This window comes from Myxococcus sp. MxC21-1 (assembly GCF_032612255.1).
Lineage (GTDB): Bacteria > Myxococcota > Myxococcia > Myxococcales > Myxococcaceae > Myxococcus > Myxococcus virescens.
Genome location: NZ_CP123278.1, coordinates 6,548,760 through 6,569,821, shown reverse-complemented (window position 1 = coordinate 6,569,821; position 21,062 = coordinate 6,548,760). Strand labels below are relative to the sequence as shown.

The 21,062-nt window shown below is 69.9% G+C and carries 20 protein-coding genes and 1 pseudogene; 9 read left to right on the top strand and 12 right to left on the bottom strand.

Annotated elements, in window-relative coordinates:
- Complete coding sequence (locus QEG98_RS29090) at nucleotides 1–846, top strand: NAD(+)/NADH kinase (protein WP_090490016.1); 846 nt, start codon at nucleotides 1–3, stop codon at nucleotides 844–846.
- 15 nt (nucleotides 847–861) lie between these two features.
- Nucleotides 862–1,638: a YdcF family protein gene (locus QEG98_RS29085; protein WP_316563621.1), complete on the top strand. Its 777-nt coding sequence runs from the start codon at nucleotides 862–864 to the stop codon at nucleotides 1,636–1,638.
- A 15-nt stretch (nucleotides 1,639–1,653) separates the two neighbouring features.
- Here QEG98_RS29085 and QEG98_RS29080 read toward each other — a convergent pair whose 3' ends face one another.
- Together QEG98_RS29080 and QEG98_RS29075 are read right to left on the bottom strand one after the other, a co-directional pair.
- Entirely contained in the window at nucleotides 1,654–2,475 is an 822-nt protein-coding gene (locus QEG98_RS29080; RefSeq protein WP_316563620.1) for a 5'-nucleotidase, read from the bottom strand.
- On the bottom strand, nucleotides 2,400–3,263 hold the full coding sequence (locus tag QEG98_RS29075) for a metallophosphoesterase (protein WP_316563619.1): 864 nt from the start codon (nucleotides 3,261–3,263) through the stop codon (nucleotides 2,400–2,402). The genes QEG98_RS29080 and QEG98_RS29075 overlap by 76 nt, the downstream gene beginning before the upstream one ends.
- A gap of 242 nt (nucleotides 3,264–3,505) precedes the next feature.
- Between QEG98_RS29075 and QEG98_RS29070 the strand changes: the two genes are divergently transcribed.
- A complete protein-coding gene (locus tag QEG98_RS29070; RefSeq protein WP_316563618.1) occupies nucleotides 3,506–5,416 on the top strand; it encodes an alpha-amylase family glycosyl hydrolase in 1,911 nt (636 codons plus the stop codon).
- A 54-nt stretch (nucleotides 5,417–5,470) separates the two neighbouring features.
- Here QEG98_RS29070 and QEG98_RS29065 read toward each other — a convergent pair whose 3' ends face one another.
- The 5 genes and pseudogenes from QEG98_RS29065 to QEG98_RS29045 all read right to left on the bottom strand — a co-directional run bounded on the left by QEG98_RS29065 (nucleotide 5,471) and on the right by QEG98_RS29045 (nucleotide 8,525).
- Entirely contained in the window at nucleotides 5,471–6,217 is a 747-nt protein-coding gene (locus QEG98_RS29065; RefSeq protein ID WP_316567981.1) for an MBL fold metallo-hydrolase, read from the bottom strand.
- Nucleotides 6,214–6,711, bottom strand: a complete 498-nt coding sequence (coaD, locus tag QEG98_RS29060) for a pantetheine-phosphate adenylyltransferase (protein ID WP_316567980.1) — start codon at nucleotides 6,709–6,711, stop codon at nucleotides 6,214–6,216. The genes QEG98_RS29065 and coaD overlap by 4 nt, the downstream gene beginning before the upstream one ends.
- A 43-nt stretch (nucleotides 6,712–6,754) precedes the next feature.
- Nucleotides 6,755–7,234 (bottom strand): annotated as a pseudogene (locus tag QEG98_RS29055) (MFS transporter); the annotation flags it as partial.
- A 71-nt stretch (nucleotides 7,235–7,305) separates the two neighbouring features.
- The gene (locus tag QEG98_RS29050; protein ID WP_316563617.1) at nucleotides 7,306–7,920 is read right to left on the bottom strand and encodes an MFS transporter; all 615 of its coding nucleotides are present in this window, start codon (nucleotides 7,918–7,920) and stop codon (nucleotides 7,306–7,308) included.
- Entirely contained in the window at nucleotides 7,917–8,525 is a 609-nt protein-coding gene (locus QEG98_RS29045; protein ID WP_141591031.1) for a TetR family transcriptional regulator, read from the bottom strand. The genes QEG98_RS29050 and QEG98_RS29045 overlap by 4 nt, the downstream gene beginning before the upstream one ends.
- Nucleotides 8,526–8,940: 415 nt before the next feature.
- On the opposite strand from QEG98_RS29045, the gene QEG98_RS29040 reads away from it, so the two are divergent.
- Nucleotides 8,941–9,087: a hypothetical protein gene (locus QEG98_RS29040; RefSeq protein WP_316563616.1), complete on the top strand. Its 147-nt coding sequence runs from the start codon at nucleotides 8,941–8,943 to the stop codon at nucleotides 9,085–9,087.
- A gap of 9 nt (nucleotides 9,088–9,096) precedes the next feature.
- Nucleotides 9,097–9,801: a hypothetical protein gene (locus QEG98_RS29035; RefSeq protein WP_316563615.1), complete on the top strand. Its 705-nt coding sequence runs from the start codon at nucleotides 9,097–9,099 to the stop codon at nucleotides 9,799–9,801.
- 13 nt (nucleotides 9,802–9,814) lie between these two features.
- Here QEG98_RS29035 and QEG98_RS29030 read toward each other — a convergent pair whose 3' ends face one another.
- From QEG98_RS29030 to QEG98_RS29020, 3 genes are all read right to left on the bottom strand, one after another.
- A complete protein-coding gene (locus QEG98_RS29030; RefSeq protein WP_316563614.1) occupies nucleotides 9,815–9,940 on the bottom strand; it encodes a hypothetical protein in 126 nt (41 codons plus the stop codon).
- Nucleotides 9,934–10,644, bottom strand: coding sequence for an alpha/beta hydrolase (locus tag QEG98_RS29025; RefSeq protein ID WP_316563613.1), 711 nt, complete (start codon nucleotides 10,642–10,644; stop codon nucleotides 9,934–9,936). Before QEG98_RS29025 ends, QEG98_RS29030 begins: the two co-directional genes overlap by 7 nt.
- 296 nt (nucleotides 10,645–10,940) lie before the next feature.
- The gene (locus QEG98_RS29020; RefSeq protein ID WP_316563612.1) at nucleotides 10,941–11,495 is read right to left on the bottom strand and encodes an adenine phosphoribosyltransferase; all 555 of its coding nucleotides are present in this window, start codon (nucleotides 11,493–11,495) and stop codon (nucleotides 10,941–10,943) included.
- A gap of 391 nt (nucleotides 11,496–11,886) precedes the next feature.
- On the opposite strand from QEG98_RS29020, the gene QEG98_RS29015 reads away from it, so the two are divergent.
- From QEG98_RS29015 to QEG98_RS29000, 4 genes are all read left to right on the top strand, one after another.
- A complete protein-coding gene (locus QEG98_RS29015; protein WP_410477858.1) occupies nucleotides 11,887–15,147 on the top strand; it encodes an SNF2-related protein in 3,261 nt (1,086 codons plus the stop codon).
- Between the two features lie 145 nt (nucleotides 15,148–15,292).
- Nucleotides 15,293–17,029: a DNA repair protein RecN gene (recN, locus tag QEG98_RS29010; RefSeq protein ID WP_316563610.1), complete on the top strand. Its 1,737-nt coding sequence runs from the start codon at nucleotides 15,293–15,295 to the stop codon at nucleotides 17,027–17,029.
- A gap of 60 nt (nucleotides 17,030–17,089) precedes the next feature.
- Complete coding sequence (locus QEG98_RS29005; protein ID WP_011555314.1) at nucleotides 17,090–17,887, top strand: Stp1/IreP family PP2C-type Ser/Thr phosphatase; 798 nt, start codon at nucleotides 17,090–17,092, stop codon at nucleotides 17,885–17,887.
- A 219-nt stretch (nucleotides 17,888–18,106) separates the two neighbouring features.
- Nucleotides 18,107–19,024 carry a M23 family metallopeptidase gene (locus QEG98_RS29000; RefSeq protein WP_011555313.1) on the top strand — a complete coding sequence of 306 codons (918 nt, stop codon included), beginning with the start codon at nucleotides 18,107–18,109 and terminating at the stop codon, nucleotides 19,022–19,024.
- A gap of 212 nt (nucleotides 19,025–19,236) precedes the next feature.
- Here QEG98_RS29000 and QEG98_RS28995 read toward each other — a convergent pair whose 3' ends face one another.
- Together QEG98_RS28995 and rlmM are read right to left on the bottom strand one after the other, a co-directional pair.
- The gene (locus tag QEG98_RS28995; RefSeq protein ID WP_090490004.1) at nucleotides 19,237–19,941 is read right to left on the bottom strand and encodes a diguanylate cyclase; all 705 of its coding nucleotides are present in this window, start codon (nucleotides 19,939–19,941) and stop codon (nucleotides 19,237–19,239) included.
- 42 nt (nucleotides 19,942–19,983) lie between these two features.
- Complete coding sequence (gene rlmM / locus QEG98_RS28990; RefSeq protein ID WP_171445329.1) at nucleotides 19,984–21,006, bottom strand: 23S rRNA (cytidine(2498)-2'-O)-methyltransferase RlmM; 1,023 nt, start codon at nucleotides 21,004–21,006, stop codon at nucleotides 19,984–19,986.
- Nucleotides 21,007–21,062 lie beyond the last annotated feature (56 nt).

Here is a 21,062-nt window from a genome sequence, read left to right as displayed (position 1 = left end):
GTGCAGACCCTGGCAATCGTCGCGAAGAGGGACAAGCCCGAGGCGGTAGCGCTCGCGGCTCAAATCCGTGAGCGGTACCCCCACCTGTCGGTGCTGGCGGACCGCACGCTGGCCCATGAGCTGGGCTGGCCGCGGGTGGATGACCGGGAGCTGGTGACCCGGGCGGACCTGATGGTGGTGCTGGGTGGTGACGGCACGCTCATCTACGCGGCGCGCCTGCTCGGTGGCCGCGGGGTTCCGATTCTGGGCGTCAACCTGGGCAGCCTGGGCTTCATGACGGAAGTCCCGGTGGAAGAGCTGTACCCCATGCTGGAGCAGGTGCTCGCGGGGCGCTTCCAGGTGGATTCCCGGATGAAGCTCACCTGCCGCCTGCTGCGCGGGGGCAGGGTGCTCATCGAGGACGAGGTCCTCAACGACGTGGTCATCAACAAGGGCGCGCTGGCGCGCATCGCCGACCACGAGACGTCCATCGACGGGGTCCCCATCACGACCTACAAGTCGGACGGCGTCATCCTGGCCACGCCCACCGGCTCCACGGCGTACTCGCTGTCGGCGGGGGGGCCCATCGTCCACCCGTCGGTGGACTGCACGGTGCTGTCGCCCATCTGTTCGCACGCCCTCACGCAGCGCTCCATCGTCGTGCCGGCGGACCGGACCATCCGGGTGACGCTGCGCAGTGAGACGGCGGACACGTACCTGACCATCGACGGGCAGACGGGCCACGGGCTCCAGGGGGGGGACTGCATCGAGGTGGTTCGCTCACCCAACCGGGTGAACCTGGTGCGCAACCCGAAGGTGGCCTACTTCTCCATCCTCCGGCAGAAGCTCCACTGGGGCGAGCGCTGAAGGGCGCCGCGCGCCGTGTTCCTCTTCCTGTCGAAGGTGCTGGACCTGCTGCTGGCGCCGCTCTCCTGGGCGCTGCTGCTGTGGCTGGTGGCCTGGGCGCTGCGGCGGCGACGTGAGCGGCTGTCGCGGGTGCTGAGTGTGCTGGGCGGCGTGGTGTTGTACGCCTTCTCCATCGAGCCGGTGGCCATGGGGCTGATGCGGGCGACGGAGGCGGGGGCGGTGCGATCCTTCCAGCCGGGGGCCACGTATGACGCCGTCATCGTCCTGGGAGGCGGGTTGGATCCGGCCGCCACGGAGCGTACCGGCGTGCCGGAGTACAACGCGGCGGCGGAGCGGGTGCTGCGGGGCTTCGAGCTGCTGCGCGAGGGTCGGGCTCGGCAGGTGCTCATCTCCGGCGGTTCGCTGGACCCGAGGCCCGAGGCGGTGGTGGAGGCGGACGTGCTGCTCCGGCAGCTCCAGCAGTGGGGGATTCCGCGGGAGCGCATCGTCACGGAAGGGCGCAGCCGCAATACACGGGAGAACGCGGTGGAGTCCGCACGCATCATCCAGGCGCGAGGGTGGAAGTCCCTGCTGCTGGTGACGAGCGCCGCGCACATGCCGCGCGCCGCGGGTTGCTTCGCGGCGGTGGGGCTGCGTCCGGACCTGTTGCCGGTGGACTCGCGGGCGTCGAACACGCCGCTGCGGCGCATGAGCTGGTTGCCGAGGTCTGGGGCCCTCAACCTGAGCACCGACGCCCTGCGCGAGCTGGCGGGGCGTGTGGTGTATCGCGTGCGAGGCTGGACGGCGCCTTGAGCGCCGCGCCCCGTCCTACTTCAGCGGCGCGGGCGGCTGACGCGCGTCGGGCGCCAGGGCGCCCGTGCCGAGCCGGGAGATACGGCCATCCGCCTGGGCATGCGGCGACGGCGTGCCGGTGCGGAACGCCTCCGCCAGCACGTCCAGGGGCGAGTTACCCGTCACCCTGGCCGGCGTAGACGGCTGGTTCCGCAGCATGTCGTAGCCGTCCTTGCCGCTGGCGAGGAAGCTCAGCGTCGCCAGCCGGTACGTGGCTGCCTTGTCCAACGGCCTGCCGCCCACCTTCACGCCCAGCACCCGCTGTCCGGCGGGCCGGTCCGAATCGAAGGTGAACTCCATCCCGGACACCTGCGGAAAGCGGCCCGGCCGTGAGTCCTCGCGGCTGAGGCTGACGCCGTTCTCCAGCGCCGCGCGCAGCGTGTCCCCCTTCACCTCCAGCACCACCAGCTCATCCGCGTATGGAAGGATGGCGTGCAAATCCCGCCGGGTGACTCCACCCGCGGGCAGCACCGCGTCCGCGCGCAGCGCCCCGGCGTTGACCAGCGCCACGTCCGCCCTGGCCGCCGCGCGGAACGCATCCGCGACGAACGAGCCCAGGTTCGTCTCCTGGGTGCGCACCAGCGCGGCCCGCGCCTCCAGGGCCACGGGAGAGCGGCCCACGTGCTCGGACAACTGGCTGAACAGCGCGGCATAGGGCTGCATGGCCGCGTTGAAGGCCGCGTCCTCCGGCACCTGCCGCGTCACCGGCAGCGTCTGCCACGTCACCTGGCGCACCGTGGCCGTCGCCGCGTCCACGTCCAGCGTGAGCCGGCCCAGGTCCACCGCGTCCGCCGCCACCTTGAAGATGGGCGTGCCCGTGCTGCGGTCCTCCAGCGCCTCGTGGTCATGCCCCCGAGCACCGCGTCCACCTTGACGCAGCGGGTGAGCGCCCGGTCCTGGTCCGCCGTCAGGTGGGTGAGGGCCACCACCACCTGGGCGCCGGCCTCGCGCAGCTTCGCCACCTCGCCCCGGGCCGCCTCGCAGACGTCTCCGAAGAGCGTGTCCTTGCCGGCCTTCGTGGTGGCCTTCGTCTCCTGGAGCACCACGCCGAAGAGGCCCAGCTTGATGCCGCCCAACTCCCGCACCGCGGAGGCCTGGACCCCCGCGAAGAGGCCCCCGGACTTCGTGTCCCGCACGTTGGCCCCGAGCCACGTGAAGCGGGACTCGCGGATGCGCTCACGCAGGACATCGTCGCCGAAGTCGAACTCGTGGTTGCCCAGCACCGCGTAGTCCAGGCCGAACGCATTCCACGCGTCCACCATGTGCCGGCCCTTGAGCGCCTTGCCGTCCACCTCCACCAGCGACTCCACGGACGGAGACAGCGTGTCGCCCCCCATCAGCGTCAGGACGTGGGGGCTCTCACGAAGCACCTGCTTGCGCAGCGTGGCGGCGCGGGCCATGCCCCCCCTTCCTTCCTCGACGGCCTGGACCTGGTAGACGTCCGCCAGGTGAAGGAGCGTCAGGCGCACCGTGCCGGAAGGCGGTGCGGGCGTGGGGGAGGGGGCGCTCGTGGCGCATCCGCTGGCAAGGACCGCGGCCAACGCGAGCAGGGCCTCACGTCGGGCCAGCGCTGTCTTCTTCGTCATCGTACGTCGCTCTCCCCAGCGCGCTCCCTGGGTGGGGCGCAACGTGTGGGGCGTATCGCACTCATGCGTCGATGGCGAGCACCGGGAACTTCACGCGCGTGTCTCACAGGGGGGCAGGTGTGCCGGTGGATACGTTTGACGCGCTGAGTTGTGGTGGAAAATTACAGATTCCGTGCAGAGCCGTTTGCACGGGATTTGCGCCGGTTGCTAGGACGCTCCCTGACCAAGGGAGGTTGTCATCCATGAGGCACAGCAACAGGTGGCGTGCGCTCCTGCTGGCGGGTGTGATTGCCGGCTGTGGGGAGTCCGCGCTCGAAGCGCCGCGAGGTTCCGCGGAAGAGACGGCGGTCATCAGCCAGCAGCTCAGCTCGTCCACGCGGCCCGGCATGGGCGCCAGCGTCTATGCGGGTGGCACCACGTTCCGCGTCTGGGCGCCGATGGCGAGCCGGGTGTTCGTCTCCGGCGATTTCAACGGCTGGGGCACCTGGATTGAGCTGGGCAACGAGTTCAACGGCAACTTCTCCGGCGATGTGGCGGGCGCGGTGAAGGGCCAGAAGTACAAGTTCATCACCCGCAACCAGTGGGGCAGCGACGCGTGGCGGGCGGACCCCCGCTCGGCGTGGCAGGAGAACTCCACCGGCTCCAGCATCATCTACGACCACGGCGAGTACTGGTGGAACGCGCAGCAGTACAGCAGCCCTGGCTTCAACGAGATGATCATCTACGAGATGCACGTCGGCACGTTCCACGACTCGCCCGGCTTCGGCCCTGGCAACTGGAACAGCGCGATTGCCAGGCTCGACCACGTCCGGGACCTGGGCGCGAACATGATCAAGGTCATGCCCGCGTACGAGTTCGCCGGTGACTTCTCCTGGGGCTACAACGCCGCCTTCCCGTTCGCGCCGGAGAGCGCCTACGGGCACCCCAACGACATGAAGCGCTTCGTGGACGAGGCGCACATGCGTGGCATCGGCGTCATCTTCGACGTGGTGCACAACCACTATGGCCCCAGCGACCTGCCCATGTGGTGCTTCAGCGGCGACTGCCTGGGCTCGGGCGGCGAGTACTTCTACAATGACTGGCGCAAGAGCACGCCGTGGGGCGACACCCGCCCGGACTACGGCCGCCCCGAGGTCCTCGCGTACATTCGCGACTCGATGATGAACCTCACCCATTCCTTCCGGGGTGACGGTCTGCGCTGGGACGCCACCAAGTACATGCGCACGCAGAATGGCAGCGACACCACCGCCATCCCCGACGCGTGGCGCGTGTTCCGCTCCATCAACCGCGAAATCAACGCCACGCAGCCGTGGAAGATCAGCATCGCCGAGGACTTCGGCGGTGGTGACTCCATCACCAACGACGCCACGTCCGACACCTCGGGCGGCGCGGGCTTCGACTCGCAGTGGGGCGGCGACTTCGTGCATGCCATCCGCGCGGCGGTCATCGCGTCGAACGACAGCGGCCGTGACATGAACTCGGTGCGCAACGCCATCACCCAGCGCTACAGCGGACGGCACACCGCGCGCGTCATCTACTCGGAGAGCCACGACGAGGTGGCCAACGGCAAGGCGCGCGTCCCGGAGGAGATCTGGCCGGGCAACGCGGGCAGCTGGGCCGCCAAGAAGCGCTCCACGCTGGCGGCGGGCGTCGTCTTCACCTCGCCTGGCATCCCGATGATTTTCCAGGGCCAGGAGTTCCTCGAGGACGGCTACTTCCAGGACACGGACCCCGTGGACTGGGGCAAGAACAGCACTTACAGCGGCATCCGGACGCTGTACCGCGACCTCATCCGTCTGCGCCGCAACTGGTTCAACAACACGCGCGGCCTGCGCGGCGGCAACGTCAACGTCCACCACGTCAACAACAGCGGCAAGGTGATTGCGTACCACCGTTGGGAGAACGGCGGGCCTGGGGATGACGTCGTCATCGTCGCCAACTTCAGCGGCACGTACTTCCCCAGCTACAACATCGGCTTCCCGCGCGGGGGCATGTGGTACGCGCGCTTCAACAGCGACTGGAACGGGTACTCGGGCGATTTCGGCAACACGGCGTCGATTGACACCGTGGCCTACAGTGGCGCGAAGGACGGCCTGTCGCACAACGCGTCGTTCGCCATCGGTCCCTACTCGCTGGTCATCTTCTCGCAGTAGCGCCTGACGGCACCGGGCGCCCGGGGTGGAGTCTCCCGGGCGCTCGTTCGCGCTTCAGACGTTGTAGCGCCGGCCCTGCGCGAGCGGTTCGATGACGCTCGCGCTGGTGTCGAAGTCATCCGGGTAGTGGATGAGCCGCATCCGGGCGCGCAGCTCGGCGGGCAGCGCCGCCAGCTTCTCGTAGGGCGTGTGCACGCCGTAGTTCGTCTCGTGGATGATGAGGTCCGCCTTGGAGAGCCAGTCGATGAGGCCCTCGTCGAAGGCGGTGTCCGCGCTGTACCCCAGGCAGCGGCCCCCCGCGTGGATGCGCAGCGCGGTGGTGGGCACGTGGTGGTACGTCATCCGGCTCTCGATGAGAAAGGGGCCGTGCCGAACGGCGGTCTCCGTGGAGAGCGGCGTGTGGTCGAAGTAGTCCTCGAAGTGCTTGTCGTTGGGGGGCTCCCCGCGCCGCTCGATGAGGCACTCCATGCCCGCGGCCAGGTTGCCTTCCCACAGCCGGTCCGCGACGGCGGGGTGGGCCAGCACCTCCAGCTTCCGCTGCAACACGAAGAAGGAGAAGTAGCCCAGGCTCTCCAGGCCCGACGCGTGGTCCGCGTGCAGGTGGGTGAGGGCCACGGCGCTGACGCGGTCCGCGTCCAGGGGCACGCCGGAGGACTCGGACGCCTCGCGCATCATCTTCCGGATGGGATGCGGGCAGTCCACGAGTAGGACCTGGTCCTCCGCCTCCACGGCGAAACAGGACGAATAGCGCAGGGCGGAGAAGGCGTCGCCGATGCCAAGGGTGATGAAGGACAGGCTCAAGGCAGGCTCCGGAGGGAAGGGTCGAGTCGCTCCCGAAGCTTCGCCGCGACGGCCGGTGGACAGAAGGCGGAAACGTCCTCGCCGCGCGCCACGCGCGCCTTGAGTCCGCTGCTGCTCACCTCGGCCAGGTGGGCTTCGGCTGGGAGGAAGAGGGTGGACAGCTCGGGCGCCAGCGCGCGGTTGTTCTGCGCCAGCGTCGTTTCGAACTGGGCATCCGTGGCACCGCGCACGCCGCGCAGCAGGACGCTGGCGCCAATGTCCCGCGCGAAGTCGACGATGAGCCCCTGCGTGCGGGCCACGGTGACGTTGGGGTGGTGCGCCACGGCTTCGCGCAGGAGGTCCACGCGCTCGTCGGCGGACAGCAGGCTCTCCTTGTCCGGGTTGACGGCCACCACCACGACGACGTGGCCGAAGAGGCGGGCCGCTTGCCGGACGACGGACATGTGGCCGGCGGTGACGGGGTCGAAGCTGCCGGCGTAGACGGCGATGGTCATCACGACACCTCGGGAGCGGCCTCGGAGGCCGGCTCCGGGGCGGGTGGAAGGTGAGGGCGGCGTACAGCGTGCCCGCCGCGCACAGGAGCGCGGCCAGCGTGAAGTGGCCGGCATAGCCAAGGGCCTGGGCGCTGAAGCCACTCAGCGCGGCGGCGGCGCCCGTGGCCAGCACCACCAGGGACGCCTGCACGGTGTAGTCCGTGGCGGCGTGGTCCGGCCGGCAGGCGTCCATCATCGCGGTGAAGACGGCCGCGGTGGCCATGCCGCTGGCCGCGTACTCGACGCCGCAGACGAGGGTGAGCAGGGGCAGGGACGTGGGGCCTCGAGCCGCCAGTGCGTAGAGCAGCACCGCGCCGGCCTGGATGCCTCCGAAGACGAGCAACGCCCGTCGCCGTCCGAGCCGCACCACCAGACCGCCTCCCAGCAGCGCCCCCACGAGTCCCGCGGTGAAGCCCACGCCGCCCAACAGCCAACCGATGGCCGTCAGCGACAGGCCCTCGTCGACCAGGAAGGTGCGCAGCATCCCGGTGGCCAGGGCTTCGCCTGCCTTGTAGACGACGAGCAGCGTGAGCCACGCGCCGGCCCCCGGACGCTTCAGCCACCATCGCAGGCCCAGGCTCTGTGCGGGTGGGGGCGCGGTGGGGGCTCGCGGAAGAGGGCAACGGGCACGGTGGCCAGGAGCAGCAGTGTGCCCAACGCGAGGAACGTGGGGCGCCAGCCCACCGCGTCGAAGACAGCGAGCATCACGCCTCCGCCCAGAATCATCCCGACGCGGTAGGCCGCCACCTGGATGCCGTTGCCCCAGCCGCGCTCGGCCGGCGCGAGCAGGTCCACCGCCAGCCCGTCGGTGGCCACGTCCTGCGTGGCGGCCAGGAGGTTGATGCCCAGCACCGCGGCCATCAGCAGCCGCATGTCCAGGCCGCCTTCGGGGAGCGCGAGCGCGAGAAGGAGCCCCGACGACAGGCACTGCAGCGGCAGGATGTAGCCGCGCCGCCGGCCCCACCTCGCCGAACCGTGCCGGTCCATGGGCGGGGCCCAGAGGAACTTGAGTGCCCAGGGCAGCGCCAGCAGGTGCGCCAGGCCGATGGATGGCAACGACAGGCCCTGATGGCGCAGGAGCACGGGCAGGGCCTGGGTGAAGAAACCGAAGGGAAGCCCCTGTGACAGGTAGAGGCTGGAGAGGAGCCCCAGCTTCGTGGCCGTCCTCATGCGTCCTCCTTCGCGCCGGCCGGGTCCAGCAGCCCCGCGGCCATGCGCTTCACCGTGCTGGCGGCGGAGCCCGCGGGGACCAGTCCCGGGACGCTGGCGGCGAGCACGAAGTAGCCCTGCACGGCGGCGAACAGCCCGGCCGCCAGCGCGGGCGCCTTGCGCCGTCCCACCACGGCGGCGACGAGCGACGTCAGGTGCTCCAGGTCGGCGCGCACCACCTGCTCGTAGATGGCTCGTACCTCGGGCTGCCGGATGGCCTCCGCGCTGATGGTGACCCAGCTCGCGACGGCCGCCGGGGCCGCGTCGCCGCCCGTGGCGAGGAAGGCCTCCACGAAGGCGTCCACGCGGGCGCGGGCGTCCGGGCCCTTCACCCGTTCCAGCCGCGTCGCCACCCGCTGCCGCGCCTGCGCCGCGAGCTGCTCCACCAGCGTGAGGAGAATCTCCTGCTTGCCGCTGAAGTGGTAGTGCACCAGCCCCGGGCTCAACCCCGCCGCCTTCGCGATTTCGCTCACGGACGCGCGCTCGTAACCGCGCTCCGACATGACCTTCAGCAGGCCCGCGACAATCTGCTGACGGCGCTCCTCGGTGTTGGATGGACGGGGCATGGCGGTGTGTTTATTGGTTATTTGACCAACTTATAAACAGGGCAGGCAAGGGCGTCAATCCCACCTGCCCCTGGGGGCGACGGCCCGAATGTGGAAGGACCCCAAGGCGCTGCTAGCGTGGAGCGCATGACACGAACCGCCCGTCGCCGCCGCGTCGTGGTGCTGTCTGGATTCCTGGTGGGACTCTGCCTGGGCGTGCCGGGAGTCACCTGGGCCCTGCCGCCGCCGTGCGGCCCCAATGACCCGCCCGCTTTCTGCGACGCGAAGATGGTCGCCTTGCTGGTGCAGGCTGGCCGGGGGGGCCAATGCCCTCCGAGTCGAGTCTGGAAGCGAGGTCCAGGTGCGCTGGCCCGACTGGAAGGGTGCATTGCGCCTGCAGGCGACTCGCAGTGACTCCGGAACCTATGAGGTCTCCGTGGGGCTGCCGGGAAAGAACACGCCCCTGAAGCGAGGGGTCCTCAAGAAGAAGGGAGCGGCGCTCACGCTCGTTCCCGCCAAGGACGTGCCCGCGGGCTATTTCGGCGCGGCGGGGCACCCGGTGAAGTTCATCCTCGATGAATGAGGTGGGGCCATGAAACTGCTTCGCTTCGCGCTGTGGGGGCTCGTCGTGGCCCTGGCATTCTCCGCCGGGGTCTGGTTCAGCAGGGACTCCGTCACTTCGCAGGTGCCGGCAGGGGATGCCGCCGTCCAGGCGCCCACCGTCGTCGCACCCACTCCGTCCGATGCGCGCGCCGCACCGCGTCCGGCGGAGGCGCCGAGGCGGGAGGCTGCCGTGACAGCGCCCTCGGCGGCGCGTGAATCCACCGTGCTTCGCAGGCTTCCGGAACCCGCTGCGGCTGTCCCGGCTGCGCGCGAGAAGGACACGGCGCGCGAGAAGGACACGGCGCCCGAAGACCGGCCTCTCGCCTTCGCGCCCGAGCTGCCGGAGCCCTTCACGCCGAAGGGCTTCGAGCGTGTGGCCTTTCGCGCCGCCAACGAGTGCGGCATGGGGCTCGACGTGGTGGCGGTGGACTGCTCCGAATTCCCCTGCATCGCCTGGACGCAGGCGAAGGACGACACCGTGCAGAAGTTCTCCATGTCGGGGTGCGGCCCCTGGGAAGAGGCCTTTCAGCACCGGACGATGGTCGTCGCGAGCGGGCAGTCCAAAGAAGGCGGGGCCGGTGCCCGGTACCTGGCGTGGATGCCGCTGCCCGTGGACCCCGAGCTCAACCGCATCGCCATGCGGCGCGCCCGGGAGCGCACCGATGGCATGAAGGAAGCCCTGGGACTGCGGTAGTCCCCGCGCCGCCTCAGGCCGGAACGGCGTCCGCGTGGATGGGGACCTCTCGCGCTGAGACGAGCGCCTCGATGCCCGCGGCCACCATCGCCGGCACCTCCAGCGCCGGGAAGTGGCTGGTGGCGGGGAGCTTCAGCACGTGAAAGCCCGGATGCTCCACGCCGAAGTCCACCTGCGCCGCCAGGTAGTCGTGTGACTCCGGCCGCGCGTACAGGTGCATCGTGAGTGGCATGGGTTCCAGCGCCGCGAGCGCTCGCAGTGGAGAGCCCTCGCGGGCGTAGGCCGCTTCAATCTCCCGCCCGGCCCGGGCCCACATGGCTTCGTCGAACGCCCCCATGTCGTCGCGCACGAAGCGGCGGATGGCGTCGTCGTCGAGCCCTCCATCCAGCCCTGGAGCAGGCTGTCTCGCACCTGGCTCCAGCGCTCCGTCTGGAGCCCGCGCACGGCGCGGAGGAAGGCCGGGGTGGGCTCGGTGGCAATCCAGTCCAGCAGCACCATCCGCGGCACACGCGCAGGGCCCAACGCCCGTCGCAGGTCGAGCGCCCACCAGCCCGCGTGGGACATGGCCACGGGGACGATGTGCCGCGCGCCGCTGGCCTCCACGACCGCGAGCAGGTCCTCCAGCACCGTGGTGCTGTCGAAGTCGGCGCCTCCACCTTCGGACTCGCCGTGCCCCCGGAGGTCCACGGACAGGACTCGGCGGAAGGCGGAGCAGCGGGGTATCAGCTTCTGGAAGCTCGCTCGGGTGGTGCACCACCCTGGGATGAAGAGAAGCGCGGGCTCGCCTTGACCCGCGTCGTCGTAGCGGATGCGGGCGCCGCCGCGAGTGTGTACTTCCGGCATGTCGTCCCCTCCGTGGAAGCGTTGGTTGGTTCTCGCTGGAGGGTGCGCAGGCCCGGCCCGCATGTCAGCAGGCAACACGGCAGGGGCCGTTCCGGCCGGGCGGAGGGTCGCTGTCTCAACTAATTCGTGTTTCGCCCAGTATCCCGCCCCTGATTTCCCGGGATGACCCCTGCGGGAGACGTTCACAGGCGACTGAAGGTTGCTCGCCGCTCATCCCCGTGGGCGTGCCGTCGTCCGAGCGCGGCGTCGCGCTCCGGTGGGAGATGCCGGAGCGCTTCGCGGTTGGCACGCACCAATCAGAAGGTCAGCAGCGTCGTCACGCGCTCGCGCCCGAGGCGGTTGGGGCCTTCGAGGAAGTCCAGGCTGAGGAGGAAGCTGAAGCCCACCAGCTCGCCGCCGAGCCGGGACACGAGCTTCGCGGTGGCCTCCGCCGTGCCTCCCGTGGCCAGCACGTCATCGACGACGAGCACCCGCTCCCCCTGGAGGATGGCGTCCTCGTGCATCTCCACGCCGTCGGAGCCGTACTCCAGCGAGTAGCGCTCCACCACCGAGCGGTGAGGCAGCTTCCCAGGCTTTCGCGCCGGCACGAAGCCCGCGTTGAGCGCCAGCGCGATGGGGGCGCCCAGCAGGAAGCCTCGGGCCTCCACGCCCACCACCTTCGTGACGTGCTGGCCCCGGAAGGGCGCCGACATGGCGTTGATGACGCGGCCGAACAGGCGCGGGTCCGCCAGCACGGGGGTGATGTCCTTGAAGACGATGCCGGGCTTGGGGAAGTCCGGCACGTCCCGGAGCCGGGCATTCAGGTCGGCGACGAGGGTGGTGTCGGTCAGGCTCGGGACGGGCGGGTTCATGGCGTGCGCTCCAGCGGGGGGATGAAAAACGGTGGGGCGGGGAAGGGGAGGACCCGGGGACGGGAGGCTCGGATGGCCTCCTGCCCTGCCGCCATGGAGACGGCCCCCTGCCCGCGGGGAGCATTCGCCCAGCGGAATGGCCTCACGGGGGCGTCCCGCCTCTGGGGAGAGGGGCGGCGCGTCGGCTCGGCGCGCCGGACGCCTTCCAGAAGCGCAGGCGGGTATCGGAGGCGCGAAAGCGGACGGTCCGGGCCATGGCGGGGGTTGATGCTCTCACAGCTTGATGCCAGCGGTGGATTCTGCTGGCGGACGCATTGATTTTTCCCGCGACCGGGAGCCTCGTTGCTGTGGTAGTTCAACGGGTTCCCTGGCGATTTGGAGCCTGGGGCCTGTGCCAGCCGTGCAATCCACCGCCGATATCCGAGAGATCCTCCCGCCTCAGGACACCCAGTGGCTCCGTGCCCTGAAGGCCGAAGTTCAACCCACGACCTTCAAGCAGGGGCGAGAGGTGGCGGAGTCGCGCCGCGTCTTCGGCCTCAATCGTGAAGGGGACCGCATCAGCGCCCAGGTCGCCGGTTCGTCCGGTGAGCGGTATCAGACGGCCCTGCATCTGGGGAATGGCCGAGCCACGTCGACCTGTACCTGCCCGTCGTGGAACGTCGAAGGCCCCCACTGCAAGCACGTGGTGGCCGCGGCGCTCATCTACGCCGCGCGCTTCCGTCCGCCCGGCCCGCCCGCGCCTCGCCCGGCCGAACCCGTCGCCGCCGCTCCCGAGCCGAAGGAAGCCGTCGTCGATGACGAGCCCCATGTGGAGCCGGTGCCGTCGAGCGGCGACCCGGTCAGCCTCCCGGCCCTGGCCAAGGTGGAGAGCTGGCTCGGTCTGTCTTCTCAGCCCGACTACGAGTTCTTCTACCGCCTCACGGCCGCCAGTACGGGGAACGGCAGCACCCGGCAGTGGATCATCGACGTGCGCCGGCAGGACGCGCAGACGAAGGGGCCCATCCACGTCAAGCGGCTGCTGCAGACGGGGGGCCGCATCTCCCCCGCGGACGAGCGCGTCTTCATGCAGCTGTCTCGCCATGAGCACCGCTATGACTCGCGCCTGGTCCTGTCCGACGAGGAGCTGAGCGAGGCGCTGGAGCTCTTGCGCCACCGCCGCGTCATCTACCGTGGCACGGCGCTCATCAACACCGAGGTGCCGGTGCGGCCCCAGATTCATCTGGAGTCCCGCCCGGACGGCGCCACCGCGCGCATCGAGCTGCTCTTCCCGGACAACGCGAGCTACGCGCTCAAGGACGTCATCCTCCTGTCGGGCCGGCGCACCTGGGTCATCCAGGGCCAGAACCTGCACCCGGTGGAGCCGGACTTCCCGCCGCGGCTGCTGCGCAAGTGGCTGCTCGAGCCCAGCATGTCCTTCCCCACGGGGCAGCTGGACCGGGTGCTGACCTTCTTCGCCGCGCACCTGCCGCGCTTCCGCATGGCGTTGAAGGCGGACGACATCGACGTGGACGAGGCCGTGGAGCCTCGCTTCATGCTCACGCTGGAAGGCAACCCCGAGCGCGTGAAGGTGCAGCTGGCCGCCAAGTACGGCCAGACGACGGTGCCGGTGTCCCCCACGGCCACGCACCTGGGCTACGCCAGCGGCGTGGGCGGGGACAGCCGCAAGCTGTACCGCCGTCGCGAGGAGCTGGAGCGCGGCGCAGGCAAGCTGCTGCTGGACCTGGGCCTGCGCTTCGAGCCGCAGTCGCAGGTCTTCGACGCCACGGCCGACATCGCGCTGGAGTTCTGGGCCCGGGGCCTGGCCTCGCTCCCCGAGGAGTGGGAGCGCTTTGGCGTGCAGGCCCCCAAGGTGCGCCTGCGTCCCAAGCTCAAGCCGCGCATCCGCGTGGGCATGAGCGGCGTGCAGTGGTTCGACCTGGATGCGGAGTTCGTCACCGACGACCAGGCCGTGGACCTGGGCGCGGTGCGCATGTGGCTGGACTCCGGCCGCCGCTTCGTCCCCCTGAAGGACGGCACCTTCGCGGAGGCGGACCCCGTCGAAATCAAGCGCGTGGCGGACCTGCTGGAGGAAGCCGGCGCGCTGCCGGGCCGCTCGCGCACGCGGCTGCCGCTGCACCAGGCCGTTGCGTTGGACCTGCTGGCGGACCTGGGGGAGTTCACCGAGGTGGAGGCCAAGGCGCGGCAGGCCATGATGGAGCTGCGCGAGTCGGCGGGCGTGCCGAAGGTGGGCGTCCCCGAGGGACTCCAGGCCACGCTGCGCCACTACCAGGAGGCGGGCCTGTCCTGGCTCTGGTTCCTGCGCCGGCACGGCCTGTCCGGCATCCTCGCGGACGACATGGGTCTGGGGAAGACCATCCAGTCGCTCAGCCTGATGCAGAAGGTGGCCAACGACGAGGGGCGCAAGCCGTCGCTCGTGGTGGCGCCCACCAGCGTGCTGGCCAACTGGGAGCGCGAGGCCGAGCGCTTCACGCCGGGCCTCAAGACGATGGTGTGGCACGGTCAGGACCGCAAGGAGCGGGCGGAGGACCTGAAGGGCATGGACCTGGTCCTCACGTCCTACGCGCTGGTCCGCCGTGACTTGGACCAGCTGTCCCAGGTGGGCTTCCGCTACGTCATTCTGGACGAGGCGCAGAACATCAAGAACGCGGGCAGCGCCACCGCGCAGGCGTGCAAGGCGCTCCCCAGCGAGACGCGTCTGGCGCTCACCGGTACGCCGCTGGAGAACCGCCTGTCGGAGCTCTGGAGCATCTTCGACTTCCTGATGCCGGGCTTCCTCGGCAGCTCGGATGGCTTCGGGGACCGCTACGAGCAGCCCATCCAGGTGGCCAACGACAGCACCGCGAAGGACCGGCTGCGCCGCCGCATCCAGCCCTTCATCCTGCGTCGCCTGAAGACGGAGGTGGCCAAGGACCTGCCGCCGAAGACGGAGAGCGTCGCCTGGTGCGAGATGGAGCCCGGTCAGGCCGCGCTCTATCGCGAGGTGCTGGAGGAGAGCCGCCGCAAGGTGCACGAGAGCATCGAGAAGGTGGGCTTCAAGCGCAGCCGCGTGTCGATTCTGGCCGCGCTGATGCGCCTACGTCAGGTGTGCTGCGATCCGCGCCTGCTCAAGATGCCGCCCGGCACCCTGATGCCGCCCAGCGCGAAGGTGGAGCGCTTCCTCCAACTGGTGGAGGACCTGGTGGCGGAAGGCCACCGCGCGCTCGTCTTCAGCCAGTTCACGGAGATGCTGGAGCTGCTGAAGCAGGAGGCGGACAAGAAGGGCCTGCGCTACCTCTACCTGGACGGTCGCACCAAGGACCGCATGGGCAAGGTGGACGAGTACAACAACCCGGACGGTCCGCCGCTCTTCTTCATCTCCCTCAAGGCGGGCGGCACCGGCTTGAACCTCACCGCGGCCGACTACGTCATCCACTTCGACCCGTGGTGGAACCCCGCCGTGGAGGACCAGGCCACGGACCGTACGCACCGCATCGGGCAGACGCGCGCCGTCATCAGCTACAAGCTGATTACCCGCGGCACCGTGGAGGAGAAGATCCTCGCCCTCCAGCGCCGCAAGCGGGAGCTGGCCGCTGGCGTGCTCGGCGGGGAGGGTGACGAGCTGGGCCGGACGCTCACGGAGCAGGACATCCAGGAGCTCTTCACGGAAATCTGAGGACTTGCGAGGTTGGGGCCCCAACGAGGCCCCTTCCCCTCCCGCCCGCCATCCGTGCGCTCAACCCGAACGCCTGTGCAGTGTCAGTCGGACCTGCTAGGGTGTTCAGGTACCAGAGCCGTCGTACGGACATTGGAGGGCGCGCGTGCTGCTGGGTCTGCGGATTTCGAACGTGGCGGTGATCGAGGAGGTGGAGGTGGCGTTCGGAGCCGGCCTCACCGTCCTCACGGGTGAGACAGGTGCGGGCAAGTCCATCCTCGTGGATGCACTGGGCCTTTTGCTCGGGGGGCGCGCCGACGCGGATGTCATTCGCGCCGGTTGTGAGGAGGCGTCCGTGGAGGGCGTCTTCGCGCGGACTCCCGCGTTGGAGACCCGGCTGGAGGAGCTGGGCCTGCCGGACCTGGGAGAAGAGGTGCTGGTGCGCCGGGTGCTGGGACGCACCGGGCGCGGCAAGGCCTACGTCAACGGCTCGCTGGTGACAGTGGGCGTGCTGGGCAAGCTCACGCGTGGGGCGGTGGACATCGCCGGCCAGCACGAGCACGTCAGCCTCTTTGATTCGGGCCTGCACCGGGTGCTGTTGGACAGGTACGGCAACCTGGAGGAGGTGCTCGCGGCCTTCTTCCGGGAGTACACCGGCCTGCGCGAGGTGGACGCGCGCATGGAGGCGCTGGGCGGAGACGAGGCGAAGGTGCGCGAGCGCGCCGAGTTCCTGCGCTTCCAACTCGATGAAATCACGCGCCTGGACCCGGAGGCCGGCGAGGACGCGCGGCTGGACGCGGAGCGCAAGCGGCTGGGCGGCGCGGAGAAGCTCAAGCGCCACGCCTCGGAAGCGGAGCTGCTGGTGTCCGGCGAGGAGCAGTCCGCCGTGGAGACGGTGGGCCGTGCGCTGGGGCTGGTGCACGAATCGGTGAAGTGTGACGCCACGCTGGCGCCGGTGGCGCAGGCGCTGAGCACCGCGCTGTCGGAGCTGGAGGAGGCGCAGCGGCGGCTCAACCGGTACGTGGAGGGGCTGGAGTCGGACCCTTCGCGGCTGGCGGACGTGGAGGAGCGGCTGGACGCGCTCAAGCGTCTGTGCCGCAAGCACGGCACGCACCTGGATGGCCTGCTGAAGAAGCGGGGCGAAATCGAGGTGGAGCTGGGCACGCTGGAGAACCGGAAGGAAATCCTGGAGGAGCTGGCCGCCGACCGCCGCAAGGTGGAGGAGCGGGCCCGGAAGGCCGCCGCGGCACTGACACGGGCGCGTGCGGCCAGTGCGGTGACGTTCGCCGCGCAGGTGCGCGAGGGCCTGGGGCAGCTGGCCATGGGCAAGGCGGCCTTCGAGGTGCGGGTGACGCCATCGGAGTCGCTGCGCCCGGACGGCATGGATGACGTGGAGTTCTTCTTCAGCGCGAACCCTGGCGAGCCGCCGCGAGCGCTGGCGAAGGTGGCCTCTGGCGGTGAGGCGAGCCGCCTGCTGCTGGCACTCAAGAAGGCCCTGGCGGACAGTGACGGGGGCGGGTGCTACATCCTGGACGAAGCGGACGCGGGCGTCAGCGGCGCCATCGCGGACGTGGTGGGGCGGATGATCAAGGATGTGAGCAGTCACCGTCAGGTGCTCTGCATCACCCACCTGCCGCAGGTGGCCGCCTATGCGGATGCCCACCTGCTCATTCGCAAGGGCCTCAAGGGCGAGCGCACTGTCTCGGAGGTGGTGGTGCTGGAGGCGGGGGCAGAACGGACCCGGGAGCTGGCGCGGATGATGTCGGGGGTCGAGGTGACGCGTGAGGCCCTGGGAGCGGCGGAGGCCCTGGTGCGTTCTGCCAACAGGGCGCTAGGGACCCGGGCCCGCAGGGAGTCTGGACCGGAGGGTGCCCCCCGGGGTCGGCTCCGACGCACCGCGTGAAATGCGCCAGTTGCATCCGTGTCCTTGCCCCATCCTTGGGCCTCACATAGCATCCCGGGTGTGTCCAGCACCGCAGGGCAGACCGCGGCCTCCCGCTTGAAGATAATTTCCGCCGGCCTGACGGATGTCGGGCGCAAACGTAATCACAACGAGGACAGCTTCCTCATTGATGATGAGCTCCAGCTCTACGTCGTGGCCGACGGAATGGGCGGCCATGCGGGTGGGGGCACTGCGTCCCGCATCGCGGTGGAGACCATCGACAAAGAGATGCGCCGGGCGCGGGAAGGCAAGGACAACCCCTTCCTTTCCGTCCCGAATCTCCAGGACTCTCCGATTCCGGAGGCGCTCCGCACCGCCGTGGAGCGGGCCTGTCTGGCCATCTTCACGGCCGCGCAGGAAGATGCGCGGCTGTCCGGCATGGGCACCACCGTCATCTCCCTGGTGGTGCGCGACGAGCACGCCTTCTTCGCCCATGTGGGTGACAGCCGCGCGTACCTCATCCGCGGCGACCTCATCCAGCAGATCTCCGAGGACCACTCGCTGGTCAACGAGCAGATCAAGGCGGGGATGATTACCCCGGAAGAGGCGAAGCACTCCCGCTACAAGAACATCATCACCCGCTCCGTCGGCTTCGAGGAGGAGGTGCAGGTGGACGTCATGGGGCTGGTGTCAGAGCCCGGCGACGTCTTTCTCCTCTGTTCGGACGGCCTCGCGAACATGATGGAGGACCGGGAGATCCACGAAACCGTGGTGAAGGCGCGGACCTTTGAAGAGGTCCCCAAGCGTCTCATCGACTTCGCCAACGAGCGTGGCGGTGACGATAACATCACCGTCATCGTCGTGCGAGTGGAAGCCTGACACACCCAGAGTCTGCACGTGGCCTGCAGACCTCCCTGCGGGTCTGTTGACCTTGACACTCTTCGAATGTGAGTGGTAGCTGCCCCAACGTTTCCAGCCGAGTCGAAATGCCGGTGGGCGACGAAGCGGGAGGGGTAGGCGGCGGGGGGAGGTGTTGCGCGAGAGCAAGCGACTTAGCTTGCTGCGCCAGTAGTCCCACGCAAGCAGGGGAGCTGTCCCGTGGCGAAAAAGTCCTTCACACTGATGGTGATTCCGGACCATGACGCTCCGGTCAAGCGGTACACCATCCAGCGGTCCTTTCTCACCCAGGTGGGGATGGGACTGATGCTCGTGGTGGGACTGGGCGTGGGTGCGAGCGTGCACTACTTCCAGGTGGCCGCGGACGCCTCCGAGAACCGCATCCTTCGCGAAGAGAACCTGACGCTGCGCTCGCAGCTCAAGTCGGTGCGTGAGCGCATCGAGCACATCGGCTCCACGTTGGATCGGGTGGAGCGCTTCGACCAGAAGCTGCGCGCGGTGACGCTGCTGTCCGATCCTCAGCGCAACCTGGCCATGGGCCCGACGGAGCCCGAGGCGGGCACGTCCGCGCCTGCCACGGACACGCAATTCACGCAGCTGACCTCCACGGAGACGCCCAAGGCGCTGATGGGCCGGTTGGACCGGTTGAGCGCGGAGGCCACCCGCCAGGAGCAGAGCCTCCAGGAGCTGCAGGCCTACTTCCAGGACCAGAAGTCACTGCTGGCCTCCACTCCGTCCATCTGGCCCGCGCGCGGCTGGGTGACGAGTGATTTCGGCTCGCGCCTGGACCCGTACACCGCGGACCGCGTCATGCACGGCGGCATGGACATCGCGGCGCCGCACGGCAAGGAAGTCTTCGCGCCGTCGGACGGCACGGTGGTGTTCGCGGGCCTGGAGGGCGGCTACGGCAACGTGCTCGTCATCGACCATGGCTACGGCATCAAGACGCGCTACGGCCACCTGTCGAAGATGCTGGTGAAGGCCGGCGACAAGGTGAAGCGCGGCATGCACATCGCCGCCGTCGGCAACACCGGCCGCTCCACGGGCCCGCACCTCCACTACGAGGTCCGCGTCAACGGCATTGGGCAGAATCCCCGCAAGTTCATCCTCGAGGAGTAGCCGGCGCGGAGGGATGACGTCTCGGTGGTTCGTCGAGGCGCCTCGCTGCGGACGGAAGGAGCGCGCTCCCGTGGAAGCCCGAAGGGCTCCGGGAGCGGTTGGTGAAGGAACGCTCCCCCGTGAGCACCCTTGAGGCTCCGGGAGCGCGTGCATTGGCCGCCCCCAGCAAGGACGGCCAGAATGGCCTGGCGCTCAGGTGCGACCGCGCAGTCTCAGAGCGTCGCGGGGCCGGGAATGGAACCATCCAGCCGGATGCGCCTGCGCTGAAGCCCTTGCGCGCGGCCGGTGCGCTCCATGACGTGGGTGCGCTCCAGCTCCGCCCACAGCAGCGGTCCCAGCACCTGCCAGTGCGAGGGCGCGTCCACCGTCAACTCCAGCAGGCTCACCGTCCATGAGGGCACGTCCGCGTCGGGCGTTCCCGGGGGCAGCACCGCGCGCACGCCCTGCGCCAACCGTTCGCGCGTCGGCGCGGCGAGGTGCTCCTCCACCGTGAGCTGCGACGTCGGCACGAGCAGGGCGGCGAAAGCGTCCGCGTGGATGCGCACCACCTTCGCGCCGGGGTACTGAGCGGAGAGGGACTCCACGGTGGCGCGCAGCACCGCGTCCCCGGTGGGGAAGCCGAAGCGGGCGTTGACGTTGATCATCCCCTGCACGTCCGCGATGACGGCGCCCACGCGCCACCCGTCATGATGGCCGTGGGTGGACAAGTCGTACTCCTCCTTGAGGAGGTTGCCCTGGGTGAGCGCCGGCACCTGGAGCGCGCCCGTTTTCGCGTCCGGCTGGCCACGCCGGGCCTGCTCCGCCTGGATGAGCACCTCCACGGCGGCCTGCACCGGGGCCTGGGGGCTGCGGGTGAGCACCCAGGGATGGAGGGCGATGAGGGCGGTGGCCGTGGCGTCGTCGAGTGGGTAGGGCATTGCGCTCCTTGTGTAGCGCGTCCATCGCGAAGGCGCAGGGGCTCACTTCATCTTGTGCGCGGTGACGGTGACCTCATCCCGGTCATGGTAGAGCTGGCGGACGGTGAGCCCCTCCCAGCCGCCCTCCTGGACGAGCGTGTGGCGTACCCGCAGCAGGAGGGGGTTCTTGTCCTTCATGGGCAGCTTGATGTTGGCCACCAGGTGCTGCGCCCAACCGCGGCGGCCCCATTTGGCCAGCAACTGCGCCACTTCCAGGGGGCGCCACGCCATGTCGCAGAAGAGCCAGTCCGCCGGCTCGTCGGGCGCATAGGCGAAGGCGCTCTCCTGGACGTGCTTCACGCGCGGGTTCCCCGTCAGCTCCGGCATCAGCCGGGCCGGGTCCACCGCCACCACCTTCGCGCCGCGGCTCACCAACCGTTGCGTCCAGCCGCCCGGCGCCGCGCCCAGGTCCACGCACACATCGCCGCGCCCAGGCTCGAAGGCCAGTCCGTCCAGGGCCTCCTCCAACTTCATGGCCGCGCGCGACGGCGCGTCTCCCGCCCGCCGCATGCGCCTGCGTCCGCCCGCCGCCAGGGACACGGCCTCGCGCGCGTGCACCGCGCCCACCACCGTCACCTCATCCGGCGCCACACACAGGGACACCAGCAGCGCCCCCGCCTCGCGTGCCCGCTGGGCGTCCTCGATGCGGCGCTCTGCCGGCAGCCTGGCGGACACGGCGGATTCCAGGGCTTCCGCCACAGGGGCCAGGGCGTTGCCACGCGGGGTGTCGGGCGTGAATGCCTGCACCGCCCAGGGCGCCCGCCCGGGAAGCGCCAGCACGGCCCGGGCCGCCGCGTCGGCGATGGCTTCGGGGTTCGTGGCTGTCAGGGTGGCCGCCACCTGATAGCCTGCGCGGGCGAAGGCGGGCGGAGGGCCAGAGACGGCGTCACTCTCCACCAGGGCTTCGCCCAGCAGACGGGGCTCGGCGCCGGCCCATTCCAGCTCCTCGAAGAGGTGGGCCTCGAAACCCGCGCGGCAGGTCCACAGCCAGCGCCCGGGCCGGGCGGCCAGCGTCCGGGCGGGCATGGCGGGGACCTTGGCCCGGGGAGGGACCCTGGGGGCGGGCGGCGCGGTGTGTGCAG